Genomic DNA, 21936 nt, shown 5'->3' on the forward strand with positions numbered 1-21936 from the left:
TCCACCATCATCCGATTGGATGAGTACAATAGCGATTTTTTAAATTATCATAATATTACAAGTTTAGTATAAAAGTATATTTATTGAAAGGGAACTTTCTAGGAGGTACCAATGAAACAGAATTTTCAAGACTTACGTCACAATCTAAATGTTAATACGGTTAGTGCCGGATTAGTTGCCGCAATCTTTGGCTGTACGGGTCCAGCGTTAATCATTATTGGAGGAGCCACTTCCGGCGGCTTGACCCATACGCAAACCATCAGCTGGATTTTTGCGACATATTTTTTCAGTGGATTACTTGGGATCTTTTTGGCATTAAAGTTTCGCCAGCCAATCTGCGGTGCCCACTCCATTGCAGGAGCCGTGTTGGTGGTCGGGTCATTGAGCCATTTTTCAATCAATGAAGCAATTGGAGCCTATATCGTGGCAAATGTCCTTGTTTTTCTACTAGGGGCATCTGGTTTAATCGATAAAGTGATGAAATGGATTCCGCTTCCAATCGTCATGGGAATGATTGTTGGGGTCATGATCCGCTTCGCAACCGGCATGATTACATCCGTTACCGTTTCACCGCTGCTGGCAGGTTCAGCTATTTTAGTATTTTTGCTTTCAACTCGCTTTTTGAAAAAAGTGCCGCCTGTTTTATCAGCTCTAGTAATATCTGTGCTGCTGGCCGTGGTTACACACTCTTTTCATATCAAAAATTTTCAAAGTGCACTTGTCCTTCCACATGTAGTGATGCCAACTTTTAGTATAAATGCCATCGTTTCCATTGGAATTCCGCTGGCATTGCTGATCATTTGTACGGAAAATGCCCAAGCATCTGGGGTGTTAATGGCTCAAGGCTATAATCCGCCAAACAGCGCCATGGCTGTTTACGGTGCCATGGTTGGACTGGTCGGCTCCTTCTTTGGGGCCCATGCCATCAATATTGCTGGTCCGATGACAGCAATTTGTTCAGCAAAAGAAACAGGTGAAAAAGAAGGCCGCTATGCTGCATCCGTTTCAAATGGATTTTTCTTTTCGGTCTTTGGACTGTTTGCAGCATTTGTCGTTCCATTTGTTGTTGCAATGCCAAGTGTCATTGTTTCCGTCATCGCCGGGCTTGCGATGCTTGGAGTTTTAACCAATTCATTAAAATCTGCTTTTTCTGCTAATAAATTTCAAATGGGTGCCTTCTTTGCAATGATTATTGGGATGTCTGGTGTTCACTTTTTCAATATCGGTGCTCCATTATGGGCGATTGTCGGCAGTTTAATCGTTTCATTTTTAATTGAAGGTCACCACTTTGCTTTCAAACCAAAACGTGAAAAAGCAAATGAACTATCCATTGAAACGACTGCTTGATTTTTGAAAATCCTTTTCTTTCGGGAAAAGGATTTTCTCTTGTAGTTTGAATCCGCAGAATAAGAATAAAGGACGTGTAGTTGTGGGTAAAAGAATTGCGGTTTATTTAATCGGTTTAGCGTTGAATGCATTGGGTATAGCATTTATCATACATTCATCAGTTGGGGCAGGTTCTTGGGATGCCGTTGCGATTGGCGCCCAGCACTATGTAGGATTCACCATCGGCATCTGCTCAGTCATTATTCAGGTTCTTGTTGTTTTTACTACCAAAATAATAGAAAGAAAAAGACTTCAATATGGCGCGATTATAGCAATCACGATCCGAAGTATGTTTTTAGACGCCTGGACATATCTTGTATTTAATCATCTTAAGAGTCCCACCTCTTGGGAAATGCAGTGGATGTACTTTCTATTGGGGACCCTTTCGGTAGGGGTTGGAATCGGAATGTATATAGAAGCTCATTTTCCAAAGTCCCCAATCGATGGGCTGATGCTGGCAATACATCATCGATTTCATTGGAGTATTAATTTTTCAAGAATCGTTTGTGAAGGCGCTGGTGTTCTATTAGGTTTTATCCTTGGAGGGCCTGTTGGATTAGGGACCATTATTATTGCACTTGGTGTTGGGAAAGTGATTCAATATGTTAATAGTAAAGTGAAAAGGATATTAAATACTGAAGAGTGGGTTTCTCCGAAGGATTATCGGCAGACTGATCATTTTTTACGGCCTGTAGGTCGTAAAATTTAAAAAGCCAAAAAAGAAGGTGGGTGAATTCATGATAAAAGGTCCTGATGGTAACTCTCTGGAATTCATTGCTCCTTTAAGATTGGATGTCGAAGAAGATCTTCCAATGATGTCTTTAGAGGAATGGTTTAAACAAAATCCTTAACCTTAGAAAAATCAACGCTCAGAGCCGATTCCCTAAGCGTTGATTTTTTCATTTCCCAGATAATCTTGTTACCGCCATCCCCAAAAATCCTACGCCCATTCCCAACAGCCAACCAGTTTGTGTATTGCCTAAAAGCGACCCGATTCCCCCGCCAAGAAACATGCAACCAACAAAAACCAAACCCGAAATGCCCCATTTTTGTTTCTCCATAGCCAGCACCCCCTATGGATATATATGACATTTTTATACAGATGATGTCCTATTCACTCTTTTCCAAGAAAATCTCTATATTTTCTAGAAACCAGGGTTAAAAAGCAAGATTCCGAATGAAGAAACTTACCTTTATTGTTACAATGTAGTAGTGAAAAATGAGGTAAAGGAGTCATGTGGGACCCAATTGTAATTTGCACCGAAGAGTATAATGGTCTCTTCAATAGAAAGCGGAGGTAAATAATGAAATTAAAAGATATTATGGCTTTATTCGCACTTGCAGCGCTATGGGGAGCTTCCTTTTTATTTATTCGAATTGCTTCTCCAGTATTCGGACCGCTCCTTACGATTCAAGGGAGAGTCACGATTGCAGCAGCTGCTTTGATCATATTTTTAACTGCAACTAGAAGTTCAGCACAATTTAAACAAAGATGGAAACAATATTTAATCATCGGGGCTTTAAATGCAGCCATTCCATTTACTCTTATTGCAACCGCTGAACTTACTTTACCAGCTTCGATATCAGCCATTCTCAATTCCCTCACACCTTTGTTTACAGCTTTGGTTGTATGGGGTTGGATGAAAGAAACGCTCAGTATCCAGAAATGGTTAGGTATTTTCATCGGCGTAATTGGGGTGGCCATCTTAGTGGGGTGGAGCACTCTCCCTTATACGTCTGAAACGATGATTGCTATTGGTCTTTCGGTATTGTCTACTATTTCATATGGTTTTGCTGGGGTCTATGCCAAAAGGACTTTTGCTGGCGTTCCACCGCTTGCACTTGCGGCGGGGCAACAGACTGGAGCAGCAGTACTTTTAATTCCTTTCACCATTTTTCAATTGCCTTCCTCAACAGGCAATATATCAACCACGGCTGTGTTATCGGTTATTGGATTAGCTCTCTTTTGTACCGCTATTGCCTACCTATTATATTTTTATCTCATTGAAAGTGTGGGACCAACCAAAACATTAAGTGTCACCTTTCTCATTCCTGTATTTGGGATCATTTGGGGCATCATTTTTCTCCATGAAAAACTTACAATCGGAATGTTAATAGGTCTAATCATCATTTCAGTCAGTGTTTTTTTCATTTCAGATGTAAAATTGAGAATGAAGACAAAGAAGTAGATTCATTAAAAAAACTCTTCCCGCACACGTAGCGGAAAGAGTTTTTTCAAAAATTATACCCATCCTCTAAATGAAGAGGCTTCTGCCAGTTTTCGGATCCCAACCATGTAGGCAGCTAAACGCATGTCCACTTTGTGAGAATTGGCAACTCGATAAATATTTTCAAATGAATCGACCATGATTTTTTTCAATTTCTCATCTACTTCTTCATCAGTCCAATAGTAGCCTTGGTTATTTTGCACCCATTCGAAGTAAGAAACCGTTACACCGCCAGCGTTTGATAAAATATCTGGAACTAAGAAGACACCGCGCTCATTTAAGATTTTTGTTGCTTCAAGAGTGGTTGGTCCATTGGCTGCCTCTACAACGATTGATGCCTTAATATCATAAGCATTGTCCTCGGTAATTTGGCTGGAAATTGCTGCCGGCACCAAAATATCACAATCTAGTTCGAAAAGTTCTTTATTGGAAATCGTATTTTTAAATAACTTAGAGAATGTTCCAAAGCTGTCTCTGCGGTCCAGTAAATAGTCAATATCAAGTCCATCTGGATCGGCAATCGCACCGTAAACGTCAGAAACTCCGACAACCTTTGCACCAGCATCATGCATGAATTTTGCTAAATAGCTTCCGGCATTTCCAAAGCCTTGAATGACGACGCGGGCACCTTTTAGTTCAATGCCTTTTTTCTTCGCTGCTTCTTCAATGACGATCGCAACTCCGCGGGCAGTTGCGGTTTCGCGGCCTTGAGATCCGCCCAATACAATTGGTTTACCTGTAATAAATCCTGGAGAGTCAAATTCACGAAGATGGCTGTACTCATCCATCATCCAAGCCATGATTTGTGCATTGGTATAAACATCCGGAGCGGGAATGTCCTTGTTAGGTCCAACAATTTGGCTGATTGCCCGAACATAGCCACGGCTTAAACGTTCAAGTTCTCTTAATGACATTTGACGCGGGTCACAAATGATTCCGCCTTTACCGCCTCCAAATGGCAGATTGGTAATTCCACATTTCAAGCTCATCCAAACGGACAAGGCTTTTACTTCAGCTTCATCTACTTCAGGATGGAAGCGAATGCCGCCTTTCGTAGGACCAACTGAATCATTATGCTGTGAACGGTAACCGGTAAATACTTTAACCGTGCCGTCATCCATCCTTACAGGAATACGAACCTCTAAAAACCGTAATGGTTCTTTTAATAATTCATACATTTCTTCGCCGAAGCCTAATTTCATTAAAGCTTCATGAATAACCTTTTGTGTAGAATGATACATTTTTAATGATTCTTGTTCCTCTTGCTGCTGCTTTGCAATCTCTTCTTTTACCAAAGTACTGACTGACATGTGTAGACACCTCTAATTTATTTTTTTGAAAAAATATATTATGTAACTGTGTTGAAGAACCAATCCTCAACACAGTGTGTTACCCCTAAAAATTAAGCTGCTAGTTTCTCTGGGCGGTCTTTTAGTTTGTGGCCTTCCCATTTGGAAATGACAATCGCTGCTAGTGAGTTTCCTACCACGTTTACTGCTGTACGAGCCATGTCAAGTAAACGGTCAACACCTAAAATAAACGCTAAACCTTCAACTGGAATGCCAACGCTTCCTAATGTGGAAAGCAGAACGACGATTGAAACGCCAGGAACTCCGGCAATCCCTTTAGAAGTTACCATTAGAATCAATACCAACGTGATTTGATGGCCGATGCTCAAATGAATTCCATACATTTGCGCAATAAATAACGCAGCAATGGCTTGGTATAAGGTCGAGCCATCAAGGTTGAAAGAATAACCAGTCGGAATAACGAAAGAAGTGATTCCCTTTGGACAGCCGATTCGCTCCATTTTTTCCATAATCCTTGGAAGAACGGTTTCCGAGCTTGCTGTTGAATAGCCTAAGATTAATTCATCTTTCAAATAAGCTAAAAGTCTAAAGATGTTATAGCCAGCAAATTTGGCAACAAGTCCAAGTACTACGATGACAAAGAAGAACATCGTACCGTAAACCGTAATAACAAGTTTTCCAAGCGGAATAAGCGATGCTAACCCAAATTTAGAAACGGTAACACCGATCAAGGCAAAAACACCGATTGGAGCAACCTTCATAATCTGGTTGGTAACATAGAACATTGCATCCGCTGTTCCTCTAAAGAATTTCAAGATTGGCTCGCCTTTTTCGCCGATCGCAGCAACGCCAAGGCCGAACATAACAGAGAAGAAAATGATCGCTAACATATCACCATTTGCAAAAGCCTGCACAACGTTAGTTGGAACGATATTAACAAACGTATCGATTTTTGAATGTGATTCTGTTGTTTTTTCTGTTGTAATATAGGAAGTCATGTCTGATTTAACCAGCTGCGTCCGGTCAACCCCTGTACCGGGATGCACAATATTGGCGACTAAAAGTCCGACAACAATGGCAACGGTCGTGATAATTTCAAAGTAAATCAGCGTTTTCCCGCCAAGCTTTCCTAATGACTTCATGTCTCCTGCACCGGCCACCCCAACGACCAGGCATGAAATAACAATTGGAACCACAATCATTTTAATTAAGCGTAGGAATATTGCTCCAAATGGTGTTAAAATTTGTTCCACATGTGGATTTCCGTAAAAAACGGCACCTACAATAATACCAATAACTAAGCCAATGAAAATTTGCCATGCTAAGCTGATTTTTTTCACTCGTTCCACTCCCATCTCTTTGTTAAAAATACCCCATTTGTTTTTTCTTTGTTGCTAAAATAGTAAAAATAAGTACGATTGAATTTTTTTCTCTAGTAGAAGAAGTTCGTATTATTATATCCCCAAAATAAAGCGCTTCCATTTCTTTGCTAAATCCTTTGTTCAATCAATGATGGATGATAATTGGATGGATTGTTGTATTAGAGGAACCCCTGTATGATTGCTTGCTTATTCACCCCCTTGAATTTACGGCCGATACCTATAAAACTATGAAAATTTTTGTTTTATAGTAAAATAGAAATATAGGTTGACCTGGTTATCTGATTTGTAAACGGTTGCAATTTTCTGTGAGAAAACTTGTTACAAATTGATGATACTTTAGGAACTACAAAAAACTACGGAAAACAACAACTTGAAAAATAATTTTTTAAAAAACCCTGAGATTGGACGTGATCATCATTCGCGAAAAATTAATTGCTTACTTGTTTATGATCATTGCTGTACCAATTGCTGGCGAATTAAAGTTTTACCCATTTAGCGGTGCCGATCTTCGAGTCAGCATGGCCACAACGGTTTTTTTCTTTATTTTGTTGTGGTCCCGTAAAATTCACCCCGTTTTGGCGGGTTTTTTAACGGGCATTGCTGTCGTTCTGTTTCGGATGTCCCTGGACAAGCTGTTTAATGCCTCGTTTTGGCTTCAGGACTCGTTTGTCAGTAATTTTCCAGTATTCTTTTATTACGCAGTCTTTGCTGGGTTATTTCATGTTTTTAAAATAAAAGAGTTATATTCCCGCCCCTTTCTTGTCGGTTTACTTGGAGTTGTAATCGAAACGATCTCTAATTCTGCGGAAATTTCGATTCGCCATTTTACTAACGAAGTGCAGATTACCACTTCTAACTTCCTTATTATTGGAGGAGTAGCATTTATCCGAACCTTTTTTGTACTTGGCTTTTTCAATATCCTCATTCTGAGAGAGACAAAACTTGCGGAAGAGCAGCAGCGAAAGCGGACGGAACAAATCCTGCTCTTAACCTCAAATTTGTATGTGGAGAGAGTTCAATTAGAAAAATCGGCGAAGAACGCCGAGGAATTAACAGGTGCATGCTATAAGCTTTATCGGGAATTGAAGGATCAGAACAATCAGGAACAAGCACAAGCGATGCTGAAAATTGCCGGGGAATTGCATGAAATTAAAAAAGATAACCAACGGATTTATGCAGGCTTATCAAAGTTAATGGCTAAAGAAAACTTAGATGATTTTATGGAAATTGAAGAGATCATTCGCGTGATCACCCACTCGAATAAAAGTTACGGAGAGATTCTTGATAAAACAATCGATTACCAAGTGAACATATCTGGAGAACATCCGCGTTACCGTACCTTTGTCCTCCTTTCACTGATTAACAATCTTGTTGCCAACGCAGTGGAAGCGATCCAGCAAACTGGACAAATCGTGTTAACAATCGAAAGAGAAAATGACATGGCCAAAATCAGAATCCATGATAACGGATGCGGAATTTCCAAAAAAAACAAACCATTTATTTTTGAACCAGGCTTTACCACAAAATTTGATACGAATGGAATTGCCTCAAATGGAATCGGTTTAGCGTATATAAAAAATGTCATTGAAAATATCGGTGGCGAAATAAAACTAATCGATTCGACGAATACAGAAGGAACCACCTTCGATATTCTGCTTCCTGTAGCAAGTCTAACTCAAGAGGAGTTGATAAAATGAACTTTTTTATTGTCGATGATTCCGCCACGATCAGGGGGATGCTTTCAAATATTATTGAAGAAGAAGGCTTAGGGACGATTGTTGGCGAAGCAGAGGACGGCTCGGAAGTTTTTGCCCATACCCTTGCTGCTCTGGAAGTCAATATCCTGATTATTGATTTGCTTATGCCCAATCGGGATGGAATTGAAACAGTGAGAGAAATTGCTCCTCTTTTCCGTGGAAAAATCATCATGATTTCCCAAGTTGAAACGAAGGATATGATCAGTGAGGCCTATTCGCTTGGGGTTGAACATTATATCACGAAACCGATTAATCGCCTGGAGGTCTTGAGCGTTCTTAAGAAGGTCGGTGAATATTTACTTTTAGAAAAATCAATCCATGACATCCAAAAGTCATTAAGCTTTTTAAATACACAAAACCATATCCCGCAAATTCATGAACAAAGCAAACAAACTCAAGTGATTCCCTCTGCGAAAAATATTTTGTTGGAGCTGGGGGTTATTGGAAAAAGTGGCGACAAGGATCTGCTGGACCTGCTGGAGGTTCTATATACATTGGAGGAAGAGGGAGTTCGCGAAGTTCCCCCCTTAAAAGAGTTATATGCAACGATGATCAAAAAGCGGCTCAGCCAATCCGCTACACCGAGTGAGATCAATAAAGAAACGAAAGCAGTGGAGCAGCGGATTCGCCGTGCGATCCAGCAAGTCCTTGAGCATCTGGCATCACTCGGATTAACGGATTATGCCAACCCAACATTCGAATATTATTCATCCAAATTATTTGATTACAGCCAAGTACGAATGAAAATGCTTGAATTAGAAGGAAAAATGCACAGCGACACCAGTCACACCCGGATCAATATCAAAAAATTCATCCAGGCCTTATATATGGAGGCCAAAGGAAAATGAAGGCTTGGTTTAAAACCAGCCTTTTTTTTGGCTGTGTTAAAGGAATTTGGTGATTTCTTACCCTGTTGATTGGAGCGGAGGGCACTCGACTCCTGCGGGATATAGAGGTCACTGGAGACCCCACAGGCGCCAAAGCGCCGAGGAGGCTCCAGGACCTCCCCGCGGAAAGCGAGTGCCCGGAGCGGAAATCAACAGTCACAGTAAACACAGCCTAATGCAAAAAACCGATTCTCTTCTTTATTCTCGAGAATCGGCTGGCGGATCACTGTAAAATTCAACATTGTTATTCAACTCAAACACCTTCATTTTCATTACTTGGTGTTATCAATAGCGCTGCATGGGCCAATACATTTACCATAGTCATCCATAAAATTAAGGATTACTTTAATCACTTTTTTCATTTTTCATTACCCCTTTTAAAAGATTTTTTATGTACGTTCAATCTATATTTATATTATCTACAGGAAGGGGATTTTTGACAAAGTGATTGTAAACGAAAACATTTGCCAAGAAAGCGGAAACAAGTCTGTTGAAAACGTAGAACATCTTCTATTTCCTTACTTTTTCACAAAAATGTCATAATTACATATTGCAATTTAGCTTACTCCTTTATCTTTAAAATGAAATACTAGAACGAGGAATAACAAACTTGCTTTTGAAAAAAATAGCAAAAGGGGTAAAACTGAAAATCATGAAGTCCTGTCTTTTTTTGAAACATGTCTTCAAAAAGCAACGGAGCTTTATCGAAATATAACGGAGATCGTCCTCAAAAAAGGTTATGGACACCAAACAGTTCATCTTCCAACAATGAAACAGCCTGAAATGGTTGAACACCATTCTTTCTTGTCTGGATGGCTGGGTAAACAGCGGCAGCTTAGCGGGATAGAGATTGATAATCTTATTTTCAGTCTACGCGGAGTAATTCTTGCAAAAACAATGTTTATCATGTTTTTGCAAATCGCTAATGACTCTGAAGTTCAAAAATTTTGCCAGAAAGCCAAAAATATAACAGGAAAAAGGGTGGAAAGATTTCAATCGCTGAATTCAGCGGAGAACCTGCCGTTTCAGGCTACCTATGAATCCGAAATTATCGACTCTTCCATTTCTCCATTTTCTGATCGGCTGATTATGTTTGAAATTTTATCACTAGGACAAATTGCGATCGCAAGGTATGGAAATGCCCTTAGTTTTGTGGTCAGAAGAGACCTAAGCACGATGTTCGGCTTATTAATTGTTGAAACCGGCGCATTTCTTGATGAAGGAATGAAGCTAATGATCGACAAAAGATGGCTGGAACAGCCGCCAATGGCATCTGCACATCAAAAAAATAACGATAAATAGACCAATTCCATTTTGCGAATTGGTCTCTAAATTGAATACTCAATAAAAGGAGCGCAGCTCCAAAGTGGCATATTAAATACTAAAAAATACTTCTCCGCCGATAACAGCCAAAAGGATAAGAATATCTATAATAATCAGTGCCCTTACCCAGTGTTTCATATCTAGTAACCTCCATGGTTAATAATCTAGCTTATATTCTATCGGATTTCACACAAAAAAAGGAGAAAAAAATGAATTTGGATAAATTTATTAATCGACATGCTTCTAAAAAATATACTTGGACAATCTTAATTTATGCTTAAATTGCTTAAAAATGCCCCAAGTAAAGTCACTTGGGGCACTTTTTTAAAGAAAACTCGCCGATTGGCGAGCCCCTAAGGGCGAAGACAGAGGCATAGTTGCACTTGCCAGGCTCGTAGAGTGCCACGTCCTGTGGCACTCGCCTGACTAGGACATCCTGTCCGTCGTGCGACATAGGAAAGTATAAATTTTGAAAAAAAAATTATACTTTCCTATTAGCTAGAAACCGACCATCATTTGGTCTGGATGTGATCCGGCACGGCTATCCTTATTCAAGCCATCGATTCGATCCATATCTTCTCTTGTTAATTCAAAATCAAAAACATTGGAGTTTTCAATAATGCGTTGCTCATTAATTGATTTTGGAATCGTTACAACTTCGTTTTGAAGATCCCAGCGCAAAATGATTTGAGCGACGGATTTGTTATATTTTTGAGCAATCTCTATTAGAGTTGGATCATTCAGTAATTGCCCTTGCTTTAAAGGTGACCATGCTTCAAGCTGAATGCCTTCTTTTTTACAAAAAGCCTGCAAGTCCTTTTGAGTCAAGTGTGGATGGTACTCTACTTGGTTTACCATTGGTTTAATTTCTGCAGTACCCAGTAAATCTTCTAAATGGTGAACCAGAAAATTACTTACACCAATTGCCCGTACGCGGCCATCTCTGTATAGTTTTTCAAATGCTCTCCATGTATCTTTGTATTTATCTTTACCAGGCCAGTGGATTAAATAAAGATCTAAATAATCAAGACCTAATTTTTCCATACTTGTTTCGAAGGCTTTTAGTGTCGTGTCGTAGCCTTGCTCTGTATTCCAAAGCTTTGTAGTGATGAATAAGTTTTCACGAGGAACACCGGATTCTTTAATAGCTTGACCAACGCCTTCTTCATTCCCATAAATCGCAGCTGTATCAATATGTATATAACCATTTTTTAGTGCTGCTTTAACAGATTGGATAACCTCTTCCCCTTCTTTTACCTTGAAAACACCCAATCCCATCCATGGCATTTTTACACCATTATGTAATGTTGTCGTATCTTTTAAACTAGATGGCATGTCTGATTCCTCCCTTTATGTAAAAACAACTATATTATCCATTATTTAGTGACTAAAGAAAAGTACTCTGACTCAATGTGGATACTTTTCCGCCTTCTTTCCTACAAAGTCACTGGTGAACCTCTATGATGTCACATCTCCTTTTTTTTCATGAGAAGTGGCATCATACCGCTTCTATGATGCTACATCTTTTACTTTTTTCGTGAGAAGCGGCATCATATACCTTCTATGATGCCGCCTCTTCTACCTTTTTCATGAGAAGCGGCATCATACCGCTTCTATAGTGCCACTTCGGTTACTGCATTTTTTCCATTACAGCAAAATAATTGTTTTCCTGGTCCGCAAAGTTAAATACTTTTCCACCTGGCATTGTTACCATATCACCAACGGTTATATTTTTATCCTTAAAATCTTGATATACTTGGTCAAGGTTTTCTGAAAAAAACATGATTGAAGGGGTGCCCAGATTCAACTCAGGCTGCATCTTCGCAATTAGCTCCTTATTATGAAGAACAATACTTGTTTCAGCTTCCTTTGTTGGAGCGATTTCAATCCATTTCATCCCTTGACCGTTGTCATTTTCAGTTATGACGCTAAATCCTACTTTTTCAGTCCAAAATCTCACTGCCTCATCCTGATTATTGACATACAACATAATTTGACCGACTTTATTAATCAATTGACTTCCTCCCTTTCCCCTAAGCGAACTTTATTATCCTTCCATTTTCCTTTTGAAGTTATTCTTTAGACTAAAGTAAAAATGGTTTTTGCCTAGTTGTTTGTAATTTTATAATATTATTACTTTTTGTAGCAATGTTATAACGATATAACGCTTTCAATTTCAGTAAATACTTTTATCAAGGGTGCTGAAATTATTTATCCCAACACTTGATATATCAATATTATTTACGGTTTTTTAAATTTTTTTACTTTTTAAAAGCGTATTCACATGAAAAATAGACTGTGGTACTATCAATGTGATTTTGGAAACGTGTTGGTTCATGCGGGTTTAAAGCACAAAACAGAAGAAAGTCATCATGCCTTCCAAAATCAATAGATAAAATTACTTGACGAGGTGTATGGTGATGAAAGCTGACGTATCTGTTCCTCTAGAAAATGTGAACCTTTTAATGCAAATTGCTCATCTCAAAACAAAAGTCACCCAATTGTACAATCAAAATGGCCCAGGCAGCCCAGACTATATTTCGCTTTCAATCAAATTAAATTTGCTTATTAATGAATATATAGATGAAAAAATTGTAGATTTGATGTGATAAAAAACCGCAGAGACATTTGGTCTTTTGCGGTTTTTGTGTGTTATAGTCCATTTTTGCCTTTTTCGTTACAGAAATTAATTCTCATCATACTATGAACTAAAACCGTTTGAAAAGAGGCGTGGAAATTGACTCACCCAAAAACAATTACTACGGGGCCTCCTCCTGGTCAATCGGGAGCTTGTGTCGCACAGTATAATCACTATGTGTTAAATGGTTCTCATTCTGAAGGCAATAATCCTAATCATCATAACCCCGGTAATCATGCTGCCTATCATAATCCAAATTCGAATCATCATACTAGCTATCAACATTTAAATCATCATCAAACACATCATCAACCTATTTATCATAATCCCTACCAGCCGCCAACATATCCTCCATCTCCAAATCACTATCATATCCTGCCTTATTATCCACAACCAGTCCATTATGGTGCTCCGACCTGGAATCCGCCAACCTATACGAATTATTATTAACCTTTTTTAAAAGGGCTGTTTGTGATTGTTAAAGATCAAAACGGCTCTTTTCATTTTTTACTGCCCTGTTTGGATTAATAATTCAGAATATTATTTTGATCCTGCTTTACCTCCTGAATGGTAGTTGATAAAGTAGAAGTAGAGATAATGCTAGTTATTTCCACTAATCGTTTTTTTCTAGCCTTCTCTCTTAAGGGGGAAATTAGAATGGCTTCTAATGCACAAGCTATATTAACGGAGGTTTTGAAAGCGCTCTTAGATGAGCTGCCTTTTGGCGTTCTCGTCACCAGAAATGATAAAAACGTTATACTGAGTAATCGATTTCTGTCGGAAATCTTTTCGATGGAACAATTTAAGCTTGAAATCGCTCCTTTTCTCAATAAAAACTTCGTTCCAACGGTGAATACACCAATCAATTTATCTGGCCGAAAGGGATTTATGAGAAAAGAAGTCGTTGTTGTCGCTGAAGAGGAATATCAGTATTACTTCTTCTTTTTTTCAAATAAGGAAGTTCTAAAATCCGATTCTCCAGAAGAAATAATCTATCAAGATTTAAGTGAAATGGCAGATGAAAGCTTGGTAGTTGTTGACCCAGAGGGGTACGTTCAGATTTTGACCAAACCATTTGCGGATTTTCTTGGCGTCGATCAAGAAAAATCAATTGGAAAGCATGTAACTGAAGTTATCGAGAACACAAGGATGCATATTGTTGCGAAAACAGGAAATATCGAGATTGGGGAACCGCAAAAAATTAAGGCTGACTATATCATTGCCAACCGATCACCTGTTATTAAGCAAGGAAAAAGAGTTGGCGCCGTTGGGAAGGTCGTTTTTAATAATTTAGAGCAGCTCACTTCTTTATCGAAACGAATCAGTTCGCTAACAACTGAGTTAAACAAAAGCAAAGGGATTATTAGTGCTAGAAATAAAGCTTACTATACTTTCGATCATTTAATCGGCAAAAGCAAGGCATTTATGGATGTGAAGCATCATGCAAAAAAGGCAGGAAAAAGTGATTCCAATGTCCTTATTTTAGGAGAAAGCGGGACAGGCAAAGAATTATTTGCCCAAGCGATTCATAATGCCAGCCGCCGTTCCATGGGGGCTTTCGTAAAAGTAAACTGCGCAGCGATTCCTGTCGATCTCATCGAATCCGAGCTTTTTGGCTACGAAGAAGGTTCCTTCACAGGTGCAAAAAAAGGCGGGAAAATCGGAAAATTTGAGGTAGCCGATGGTGGAACAATTTTTCTCGATGAAATTGGCGAGCTTCCTTTACATATGCAGGTAAAATTATTGCGTGTTCTGCAAGAAAAAGAAGTGGAACGGGTTGGTGCCACCGGAACCATTCCTGTTGATGTTAGAATCATTGCTGCAACAAATCGAAACCTTACTGAAATGGTCGCCAAAAGGGATTTTAGATTGGACTTGTATTATCGGTTGAAGGTTATGCAAATCACCATTCCTTCGTTAAGGGATCGAAATGAAGATATAAAAATTTTGGCCAACCATTTTTTTGAAAAATACCAAAATCTGATGAAGAAAAAGGCCCGTGGAATCTCGGAACAGTCGATGTATTTACTTTGTCATTATTCTTGGCCGGGAAACATTCGTGAGCTGGAAAATGTAATTGAACGGGCTTTGAATCTTGTCGATGAAGGAGAATGTATTACTCCAAAATATTTGCCTGAAGAAGTTGCAATCGGATACGCCCAAGAATTTTCGGTCCGTTCTTTGACTGAAATCATTGAGGAAACAGAGCGAAATACCATTTCTGCCTGCCTAAGGATGACCGATGGAAATAAATCGGAAACTGCAAAACTACTCGGGATGCAGCCGGACGTCCCTCTATGAAAAAATGAAAAAATATGATTTATAAAGAAAAATCGTCGATTGGCTAGCCCCCAAAGGGTGAAGACAGAGGAGTAGTTGCAATTATACTTCCTTATTAGCTGATACCTTTTATACTCCCCTTGCTGCGCGCATGAGGGAGTATTTTGTACGGTGATGTCGTCGAAATCGATGGAAAAATCGTGATTTTTGCAAAAAAATGTTCAGAACCTGTACAGAAAAATGACATATTTGTTACAACTGTAAGGATATCCGTACAGTATTTCCTGCTTTCCATTAAGAGTGCACGGTAATCCTGACAACATGTTTTTAAATGGCTTCTGTTTTAGCAAAAAATTTTTAAATCCCCCACATATATTCCCCATTAAAACCCCGTTATTTCACTGTTTATTGGGAAAAAATAAAATTTTTTAAATATTCCTCGATTTTGGCACACTTCTTGCATTAATAGTATCGGATTGAAAAATTTAAGCAAATGGGGGATAAACATGCACTTTAAATTATCTGATGAACATGAAATGATTCGAAAAATGGTTCGTGATTTTGCGAAGAATGAGGTCGAACCAACAGCTGCACAGCGTGACGAGGAACAACATTTTGATCGGGCTATTTTTGACCAAATTGCCGACCTTGGTTTGACTGGTATTCCATGGCCTGAAGAGTACGGCGGTATTGGAAGCGATTACTTGGCATACTGTATCGCTGTTGAGGAATTATCCCGCGTAGACGCCTCTGTTGGCGTTATGCTTTCAGCACATACATCACTTGCCGGATGGCCTGTTTACAAGTTTGGAACGGAAGAACAAAAACAAAAATATTTACGCCCAATGGCAGAAGGCAAGAAAATCGGGGCTTACGCATTAACGGAGCCTGGAAGCGGTTCTGATGCAAGCGGAATGAAAACAACTGCCCGCCTTGAAGGGGACCATTACGTACTAAACGGTTCAAAAATCTTTATCACAAACGGCGGCGCTGCGGAAATTTATGTGGTATTCGCTGCAACCGATTCTTCTCAAAAAGCAAAAGGAATTACGGGGTTTATCGTTGAGAGTGACTTCCCTGGCTTCTCCGTTGGTAAAAAAGAAGACAAGATGGGCATTCGTTCATCACCTACAACCGAAATTATTTTTGAAGAATGTAAAGTTCCTGTCGAAAACGTATTAGGCCAAGTAGGCGAAGGCTTCAAAATTGCGATGATGACACTAGATGGCGGACGTAACGGTATCGCTTCACAAGCACTTGGAATTGCACAAGGTGCCCTTGATGCTGCGACTGCTTATGCAAAAGAACGCGTTCAATTCGGCAAACCAATCTCCCTGCAGCAAGGTATTGGCTTTAAGCTTGCTGATATGGCAACAAGTGTCGAAGCTGCAAGACTATTAACCTACCAAGCTGCATGGCTTGAGTCTCAAGGTCTTCCATATGGAAAAGAATCGGCCATGTCGAAGCTATTTGCCGGAGATACCGCAATGAAAGTAACAACCGAAGCGGTTCAAATCTTTGGCGGTTATGGATATACGAAGGAATATCCAGTAGAAAGATATATGCGTGATGCAAAAATTACGCAAATCTATGAAGGAACACAAGAAATCCAGCGCTTGGTTATTTCTAGAATGGTGACGAAATAAAATCAATTCCCTAGAAGACGAATTTTTGCTCCTCAAGGGCATTGACGCTTTATCAATTCCCTTAATGGTTTGTTCTGAAGGGAATCGATACTCTTGGACAGTACATTAAGCTTAAGGGGAGCCTCTCCCCCCTTAGGCTGGCAATTTTTTTTTAAAACTGAAGGAGGATTATCTATGAATATCTTTGTAATCATGAAACGCACTTTTGATACAGAAGAAAAAATCAGCATTAATAATGGACAAGTCAGTGAAGACGGCGCTACTTTTATCATCAATCCCTATGATGAATATGCCATTGAGGAAGCCTTGAAATTAAAGGAAGAACATGGCGGAGAAATCACCCTTGTCACATTTGGGGATGAAGAATCAGAGAAAGAACTTCGCACTGGTCTAGCAATGGGCGCTGACAAAGCCGTCCTAATTAACTCGGAAGACTTGGATGAAGCAGACCAATTCTCTACTGCTGCCATATTAGCCGCATATTTAAAAGACCAAGAGATTGATATTATTTTAGCCGGAAACGTAACCGTCGATGGCGGAACCGGACAAGTCGGCCCTCGCCTCGCTGAAGAGCTGAATATCCCTGTTGTAACGGTCATAACAAAACTTACAGTTGATGGAAATAAAGCGATAATTGAACGCGACGTTGAAGGAGACCTCGAAATCATCGAAGCATCCCTTCCACTACTTGTTACATGCCAACAAGGATTAAATGAACCTCGTTATCCATCTTTACCAGGAATTATGAAAGCAAAGAAAAAGCCTCTGGAAGAATTGGAACTCGATGACCTGGATCTCGATGAAGATGAAGTAGCGGCAAAAATAAAATCAGTGGACATCTTCCTCCCACCTGCCAAAGCCGCAGGTAAAGTCCTTCAAGGAGAAACGAAACAACAAGTCAGTGAACTTATTACATTACTAAGAACAGAAGCAAAAGTCATTTAATCGAAAGGGGATTCCTATGAGTAAAAAAGTATTAGTTTTCGGAGAAGTTCGTGACGGTGAATTACGAAACGTTTCATATGAAGCAATCGCTGCTGCAAAACAAGTGGCAGATGGGGGCGAGGTCGTTGGCCTGGTTTTAGGTGAAAGCGTTCAAAACCTGGCTAGCAATCTAATCTATTATGGTGCAGACCGTGTCATTACTGTGGAGGATAGTCAATTAAAATCGTACACTCCTGATGCCTATTCACAAGCGGTTATGCAAGTAATCGATGCGGAACAACCAGATGGTTTTATTTTAGGACATACAGCGCTTGGCAAAGACCTGTCGCCACGGATTGCGGCCAAGCTTAAATCAGGGTTAATTTCCGATGCCGTTCGCATCGAAGAAGATGGTTTTATCCGTCCAATTTATTCTGGTAAAGCCTTCGAAAAATTGGTCGTCAACGAAGGGCTTATTTTGGCAACCATTCGCCCGAATAATATTACTACTTTAGAAAAAGACGAATCACGTTCAGGTGAGATCGTATCCATGAATGTAGAAATCAAAGATCTTCGGACCATTGTAAAAGAGGTTATCCGTAAAGCAGTCGGCGGCGTTGATCTTTCCGAAGCCAAAATCATTGTTTCCGGAGGCCGCGGTGTAAAAAGCAGCGAAGGCTTTAAGCCGCTTCAAGAATTAGCTGACCTTTTGGGCGGTGCAGTTGGTGCATCCCGCGGTGCATGTGATGCTGAATACTGCGATTATTCGTTGCAAATTGGACAAACAGGAAAAGTGGTCACTCCAGACCTTTATATTGCCTGCGGTATATCCGGTGCAATCCAGCACGTTGCCGGAATGTCCAGCTCCAAAGTGATTGTGGCGATCAACAAAGACCCGGAAGCCGAAATTTTCAAAATTGCGGACTACGGAATTGTCGGTGACTTGTTTGAGGTCGTGCCCATGTTAATTGAAGAATTAAAAGCAATCGCTGTCAGCTAGGATCCCTGCCCCTTTTTAGGGGTTGGGCTCCAACAAAATTTTTCAGAGGGGATTTGAGATGAGTATCTTACAACTATTAAATATATTACTATTCCTGCTCATAACCGGCTACGCGATTTACGTTTTTGCCGAGCTTGTAAAAACCCGTATCAGGTATATCAAACTTGGAAAAAAAGCTGAATTTAATAAAACAGTGCAGGAACGGATCGATGCCCTTCTTGTTTATGTTTTTGGGCAAAAAAAGCTTCTTAAAGACAAGAAGAGCGGGACGATGCATGTCATGTTTTTCTACGGCTTCTTGCTTGTTCAATTTGGAGCCATTGATCTGATCTGGAAGGGACTTGCCCCAGACTCCCACCTTCCATTGGGTCCGCTTTACCCCTATTTTACGTTTTTTCAAGAAATCGTTGTGTTAATCATTCTTGTCGGAGTTGTTTGGGGATTTTACCGCCGCTACATTGAAAAATTAGTACGGTTAAAACGTGGATTTTTCGCCGGTCTTGTCTATTTATTTTTAACAGGATTAATGCTTTGTACGTTACTCGCCAATGGGATGGACATCATTTGGCATGGCGGTGAAGAGTCTTGGTCAGAGCCTGTAGCTTCTGCCATTGCATCCGCTTTTAGCTTTTTGCCGCAAACAGCCGCTGCAGCCCTGTTCTTTGTATTTTGGTGGGGACATCTTTTATTCCTGCTGGCATTTTTAGTTTATGTTCCTCAAGGAAAACATGCCCACTTGATTGCCGGGATTGCCAATGTCTGGTTAGGGCGCACCCATAAGATCGGTCAATTATCGACGATCAATTTCGAAGATGAAACACAGGAAACGTTCGGCGTTAGTAAAATAGAAGATTTTAACCAGAAACAATTGGTGGACCTCTATGCCTGTGTGGAGTGCGGCCGCTGTACAAGTATGTGCCCGGCCTCTGGAACGGGAAAGATGCTGTCACCAAGGGAATTAATTTTAAAATTGCGCAATCACTTGACCGAGAAAGGTGCTGCTGTTACGTCGAGACAGCCTTGGATGCCTGCCCCTCTTTTTAAAAATACTCGGGGGAACCAGCTGGCATTGGCCAATGAAGCAGCTGCTGCTCTTGAAAGCGAAGTCAGTTTAATTGGCAATGTCATTACCGAGGAAGAAATTTGGGCTTGCACCACTTGCCGCAACTGTGAAGACCAATGCCCCGTTATGAACGAGCATGTTGATAAAATTATCGACCTTCGCCGTTATCTTGTGTTAACGGAAGGAAAATTAGATGCTGACGCCCAGCGTGCGATGACTAATATTGAACGCCAGGGAAATCCATGGGGAATCAACCGAAAGGAACGTATAAAGTGGCGTGATGGCCGCGATGATATCCAAGTTCCAACTGCCAAAGAACTGAAAAAAGCTGGAGAAGAATTTGAATACTTATTCTTTGTCGGCTCCATGGGTTCCTATGACAACCGCAGCCAAAAGGTTGCCCAAAGCCTTGCCCATGTTTTGAATCTTGCGGGAGTGAAATTTGCGGTCTTAGGTAATGATGAAAAGAACTCTGGCGATACACCACGCCGAATCGGAAATGAGTTTTTATTCCAAGAGCTCGCAAACGCCAATATTGAAGCCTTTAAAAAGTATGACGTGAAGAAAATTATCACGATCGATCCGCATGCTTTTAATACCTTGAAAAATGAATACCCTGAATTCGGTCTCGAAGCAGAGGTCTATCATCATACGCAATTGCTTGCCCAATTGATCAAAGAAGGGAAATTAACGCCAAAAAATCCAGTCAATGAAGTAATTTCCTTCCATGATTCTTGTTACCTGGGACGCTACAACGAAGTCTATGATGCGCCTCGTGAGATTTTAAAATCGATTCCAGGCGTTCAGCTTGTTGAAGCCGAACGGAACCGTGAAAATGCGATGTGCTGCGGTGCCGGAGGCGGACGGATGTGGATGGAAGAAAATGCAGGTACTCGTATTAACGTTGCCCGTACGGAACAGCTTTTGGCCGTGAATCCAACGATGATCGGCAGCGGATGCCCATATTGTTTAACGATGATCAGTGACGGAACGAAAGCTAAAGAAGTAGATGATCAAGTTCAAACGCTGGATGTCGTAGAAATTTTGGAAAAATCACTCTAGGGGGAGTTTTTGATGAAAATTGAAAAAGTTATGGTGGTTGGTTCTGGACAAATGGGAAGCGGTATCACCCAGATTTTGGCACAAAAAGGCTACCAAGTGTACATGAATGATATTAAAGAAGAATTTGTCCAAAAAGGCTTGGCGAAAATCGCAAAAATCTTGGACCGTGATATCCAAAAAGGACGGAAAACAGAGGAAGAAAAAGCAGCGACTCTTTCAAAAATCACCGTTTCTACTAATCTCGAAGATGCTAAAGACGTTCAATTAGTAATTGAAGCGGCAACTGAAAATAAAGAAATTAAGCTTGGCATTTTCCGCAAGCTAGATGAACTTGCACCTGCTGAGGCAATTCTTGCAAGCAACACCTCTTCCCTGCCCATAACTGAAATTGCTGCTGTCACCAAAAGGCAAAAAGTAATCGGCATGCATTTCTTTAATCCTGTTCCAGTTATGAAACTAATTGAAATTAATAGCGGGCTGGCTACGTCCGAAGAAACATTTGCACTTGTGGAAGATTTGGCTAAGGAATTAAAAAAAGTACCAGTTGCCATTAAAGACCTCCCAGGTTTTGCGGTAAACCGAGTGCTGATTCCGATGATTAACGAAGCTATTTATGCCGTTTATGAAGGTGTCACGACTCCAGAAGGAATGGACGAAGCAATGAAGCTTGGTGCCAACCATCCAATGGGTCCGATTACGCTTGCCGATTATATCGGACTAGACACATGCCTTGCGATCATGGAAGTACTTTACGAAGGATTTGGCGATCCGAAATATCGTCCATGCCCGCTGCTCCGAAAGTATGTGGAAGCTGGATGGTTCGGTGTCAAATCTGGCCGCGGATTCTATGTTTATGATTAATTTTTAGGCTGTGTTAAAGGAAATTGTTGGTTTTTTATACCTGTTGATTGGAGCGGAGGGCACTCGACTCCTGCAGGATATAGAGGTGTCTTCCGACCCCACAGGCGCCAAGGCGCCGAGGAGGCTCCAGGACCTCCCTGCGGAAAGCGAGTGCCTGGAGCGGAAATCAACAGACAAATTTAACACAGC

19 protein-coding genes are annotated in these 21936 nt (G+C 40.4%); 14 read left to right on the top strand and 5 right to left on the bottom strand.

Annotated elements, in window-relative coordinates:
* Nucleotides 1–111: 111 nt before the first annotated feature.
* Nucleotides 112–1347 carry a benzoate/H(+) symporter BenE family transporter gene (locus tag RCG17_RS09935; protein ID WP_308175012.1) on the top strand — a complete coding sequence of 412 codons (1236 nt, stop codon included), beginning with the start codon at nucleotides 112–114 and terminating at the stop codon, nucleotides 1345–1347.
* 82 nt (nucleotides 1348–1429) lie between these two features.
* The gene (locus RCG17_RS09940; protein ID WP_308175013.1) at nucleotides 1430–2095 is read left to right on the top strand and encodes a YczE/YyaS/YitT family protein; all 666 of its coding nucleotides are present in this window, start codon (nucleotides 1430–1432) and stop codon (nucleotides 2093–2095) included.
* A 190-nt stretch (nucleotides 2096–2285) separates the two neighbouring features.
* Here RCG17_RS09940 and RCG17_RS09945 read toward each other — a convergent pair whose 3' ends face one another.
* Nucleotides 2286–2447 carry a hypothetical protein gene (locus tag RCG17_RS09945; protein ID WP_308175014.1) on the bottom strand — a complete coding sequence of 54 codons (162 nt, stop codon included), beginning with the start codon at nucleotides 2445–2447 and terminating at the stop codon, nucleotides 2286–2288.
* A 243-nt stretch (nucleotides 2448–2690) separates the two neighbouring features.
* Between RCG17_RS09945 and RCG17_RS09950 the strand changes: the two genes are divergently transcribed.
* On the top strand, nucleotides 2691–3575 hold the full coding sequence (locus RCG17_RS09950) for a DMT family transporter (RefSeq protein WP_308175015.1): 885 nt from the start codon (nucleotides 2691–2693) through the stop codon (nucleotides 3573–3575).
* 53 nt (nucleotides 3576–3628) lie between these two features.
* Here RCG17_RS09950 and RCG17_RS09955 read toward each other — a convergent pair whose 3' ends face one another.
* Both RCG17_RS09955 and RCG17_RS09960 read right to left on the bottom strand, forming a co-directional pair.
* Nucleotides 3629–4855, bottom strand: coding sequence for a Glu/Leu/Phe/Val family dehydrogenase (locus tag RCG17_RS09955; protein ID WP_374120949.1), 1227 nt, complete (start codon nucleotides 4853–4855; stop codon nucleotides 3629–3631).
* 161 nt (nucleotides 4856–5016) lie between these two features.
* Nucleotides 5017–6264, bottom strand: coding sequence for a cation:dicarboxylate symporter family transporter (locus RCG17_RS09960; protein ID WP_308175017.1), 1248 nt, complete (start codon nucleotides 6262–6264; stop codon nucleotides 5017–5019).
* A gap of 449 nt (nucleotides 6265–6713) precedes the next feature.
* Here RCG17_RS09960 and RCG17_RS09965 point away from each other — a divergent pair, with 449 nt between their 5' ends.
* The 3 genes from RCG17_RS09965 to RCG17_RS09975 all read left to right on the top strand — a co-directional run bounded on the left by RCG17_RS09965 (nucleotide 6714) and on the right by RCG17_RS09975 (nucleotide 10252).
* Nucleotides 6714–8003: a sensor histidine kinase gene (locus RCG17_RS09965; protein WP_308175018.1), complete on the top strand. Its 1290-nt coding sequence runs from the start codon at nucleotides 6714–6716 to the stop codon at nucleotides 8001–8003.
* Nucleotides 8000–8911 (top strand): response regulator, encoded by a 912-nt coding sequence (locus RCG17_RS09970; RefSeq protein ID WP_308175019.1) that lies wholly within the window; start codon nucleotides 8000–8002, stop codon nucleotides 8909–8911. Before RCG17_RS09965 ends, RCG17_RS09970 begins: the two co-directional genes overlap by 4 nt.
* Before the next feature lie 807 nt (nucleotides 8912–9718).
* Nucleotides 9719–10252, top strand: a complete 534-nt coding sequence (locus RCG17_RS09975) for a DUF3231 family protein (protein WP_308175020.1) — start codon at nucleotides 9719–9721, stop codon at nucleotides 10250–10252.
* A gap of 519 nt (nucleotides 10253–10771) precedes the next feature.
* Here the strand turns inward: RCG17_RS09975 and RCG17_RS09980 are convergent.
* Nucleotides 10772–11608, bottom strand: a complete 837-nt coding sequence (locus RCG17_RS09980) for an aldo/keto reductase (RefSeq protein ID WP_308175021.1) — start codon at nucleotides 11606–11608, stop codon at nucleotides 10772–10774.
* 295 nt (nucleotides 11609–11903) lie between these two features.
* Nucleotides 11904–12287 carry a VOC family protein gene (locus tag RCG17_RS09985; protein ID WP_308175022.1) on the bottom strand — a complete coding sequence of 128 codons (384 nt, stop codon included), beginning with the start codon at nucleotides 12285–12287 and terminating at the stop codon, nucleotides 11904–11906.
* Between the two features lie 406 nt (nucleotides 12288–12693).
* Here RCG17_RS09985 and RCG17_RS09990 point away from each other — a divergent pair, with 406 nt between their 5' ends.
* The 8 genes from RCG17_RS09990 to RCG17_RS10025 all read left to right on the top strand — a co-directional run bounded on the left by RCG17_RS09990 (nucleotide 12694) and on the right by RCG17_RS10025 (nucleotide 21747).
* On the top strand, nucleotides 12694–12882 hold the full coding sequence (locus RCG17_RS09990; protein WP_308175023.1) for a Spo0E family sporulation regulatory protein-aspartic acid phosphatase: 189 nt from the start codon (nucleotides 12694–12696) through the stop codon (nucleotides 12880–12882).
* A gap of 128 nt (nucleotides 12883–13010) precedes the next feature.
* Nucleotides 13011–13361, top strand: a complete 351-nt coding sequence (locus RCG17_RS09995; RefSeq protein WP_308175024.1) for a hypothetical protein — start codon at nucleotides 13011–13013, stop codon at nucleotides 13359–13361.
* Between the two features lie 207 nt (nucleotides 13362–13568).
* Nucleotides 13569–15212: a sigma-54 interaction domain-containing protein gene (locus RCG17_RS10000; protein ID WP_308175025.1), complete on the top strand. Its 1644-nt coding sequence runs from the start codon at nucleotides 13569–13571 to the stop codon at nucleotides 15210–15212.
* A gap of 485 nt (nucleotides 15213–15697) precedes the next feature.
* The gene (locus tag RCG17_RS10005; RefSeq protein ID WP_308175026.1) at nucleotides 15698–16837 is read left to right on the top strand and encodes an acyl-CoA dehydrogenase; all 1140 of its coding nucleotides are present in this window, start codon (nucleotides 15698–15700) and stop codon (nucleotides 16835–16837) included.
* 174 nt (nucleotides 16838–17011) lie between these two features.
* Complete coding sequence (locus RCG17_RS10010; protein WP_308175027.1) at nucleotides 17012–17782, top strand: electron transfer flavoprotein subunit beta/FixA family protein; 771 nt, start codon at nucleotides 17012–17014, stop codon at nucleotides 17780–17782.
* A 16-nt stretch (nucleotides 17783–17798) separates the two neighbouring features.
* Entirely contained in the window at nucleotides 17799–18761 is a 963-nt protein-coding gene (locus RCG17_RS10015; RefSeq protein ID WP_308175028.1) for an electron transfer flavoprotein subunit alpha/FixB family protein, read from the top strand.
* A 58-nt stretch (nucleotides 18762–18819) separates the two neighbouring features.
* Entirely contained in the window at nucleotides 18820–20886 is a 2067-nt protein-coding gene (locus RCG17_RS10020; RefSeq protein WP_308175029.1) for a (Fe-S)-binding protein, read from the top strand.
* 12 nt (nucleotides 20887–20898) lie between these two features.
* Nucleotides 20899–21747, top strand: coding sequence for a 3-hydroxybutyryl-CoA dehydrogenase (locus tag RCG17_RS10025; protein WP_308175030.1), 849 nt, complete (start codon nucleotides 20899–20901; stop codon nucleotides 21745–21747).
* The last annotated feature ends 189 nt before the right edge of the window (nucleotides 21748–21936 follow it).

The sequence above is a fragment of the Neobacillus sp. PS3-12 genome (assembly GCF_030915385.1).
In the GTDB taxonomy this organism is placed as follows: Bacteria; Bacillota; Bacilli; order Bacillales; family Cytobacillaceae; genus JAEVLT01.

Excerpts from the sequence above, each read along its gene's own strand:
- RCG17_RS09935 (WP_308175012.1), top strand. The coding sequence starts at position 112 with ATGAAACAGAATTTTCAAGACTTACGTCACAATCTAAATGTTAATACG.
- RCG17_RS09945 (WP_308175014.1), bottom strand. The coding sequence starts at position 2,447 with ATGGAGAAACAAAAATGGGGCATTTCGGGTTTGGTTTTTGTTGGTTGC.
- RCG17_RS09950 (WP_308175015.1), top strand. The coding sequence starts at position 2,691 with ATGAAATTAAAAGATATTATGGCTTTATTCGCACTTGCAGCGCTATGG.
- RCG17_RS09955 (WP_374120949.1), bottom strand. The coding sequence starts at position 4,855 with ATGTATCATTCTACACAAAAGGTTATTCATGAAGCTTTAATGAAATTA.
- RCG17_RS09970 (WP_308175019.1), top strand. The coding sequence starts at position 8,000 with ATGAACTTTTTTATTGTCGATGATTCCGCCACGATCAGGGGGATGCTT.
- RCG17_RS09975 (WP_308175020.1), top strand. The coding sequence starts at position 9,719 with ATGAAACAGCCTGAAATGGTTGAACACCATTCTTTCTTGTCTGGATGG.
- RCG17_RS09980 (WP_308175021.1), bottom strand. The coding sequence starts at position 11,608 with ATGCCATCTAGTTTAAAAGATACGACAACATTACATAATGGTGTAAAA.
- RCG17_RS09990 (WP_308175023.1), top strand. The coding sequence starts at position 12,694 with ATGAAAGCTGACGTATCTGTTCCTCTAGAAAATGTGAACCTTTTAATG.
- RCG17_RS10000 (WP_308175025.1), top strand. The coding sequence starts at position 13,569 with ATGGCTTCTAATGCACAAGCTATATTAACGGAGGTTTTGAAAGCGCTC.
- RCG17_RS10005 (WP_308175026.1), top strand. The coding sequence starts at position 15,698 with ATGCACTTTAAATTATCTGATGAACATGAAATGATTCGAAAAATGGTT.
- RCG17_RS10010 (WP_308175027.1), top strand. The coding sequence starts at position 17,012 with ATGAATATCTTTGTAATCATGAAACGCACTTTTGATACAGAAGAAAAA.
- RCG17_RS10015 (WP_308175028.1), top strand. The coding sequence starts at position 17,799 with ATGAGTAAAAAAGTATTAGTTTTCGGAGAAGTTCGTGACGGTGAATTA.
- RCG17_RS10020 (WP_308175029.1), top strand. The coding sequence starts at position 18,820 with ATGAGTATCTTACAACTATTAAATATATTACTATTCCTGCTCATAACC.
- RCG17_RS10025 (WP_308175030.1), top strand. The coding sequence starts at position 20,899 with ATGAAAATTGAAAAAGTTATGGTGGTTGGTTCTGGACAAATGGGAAGC.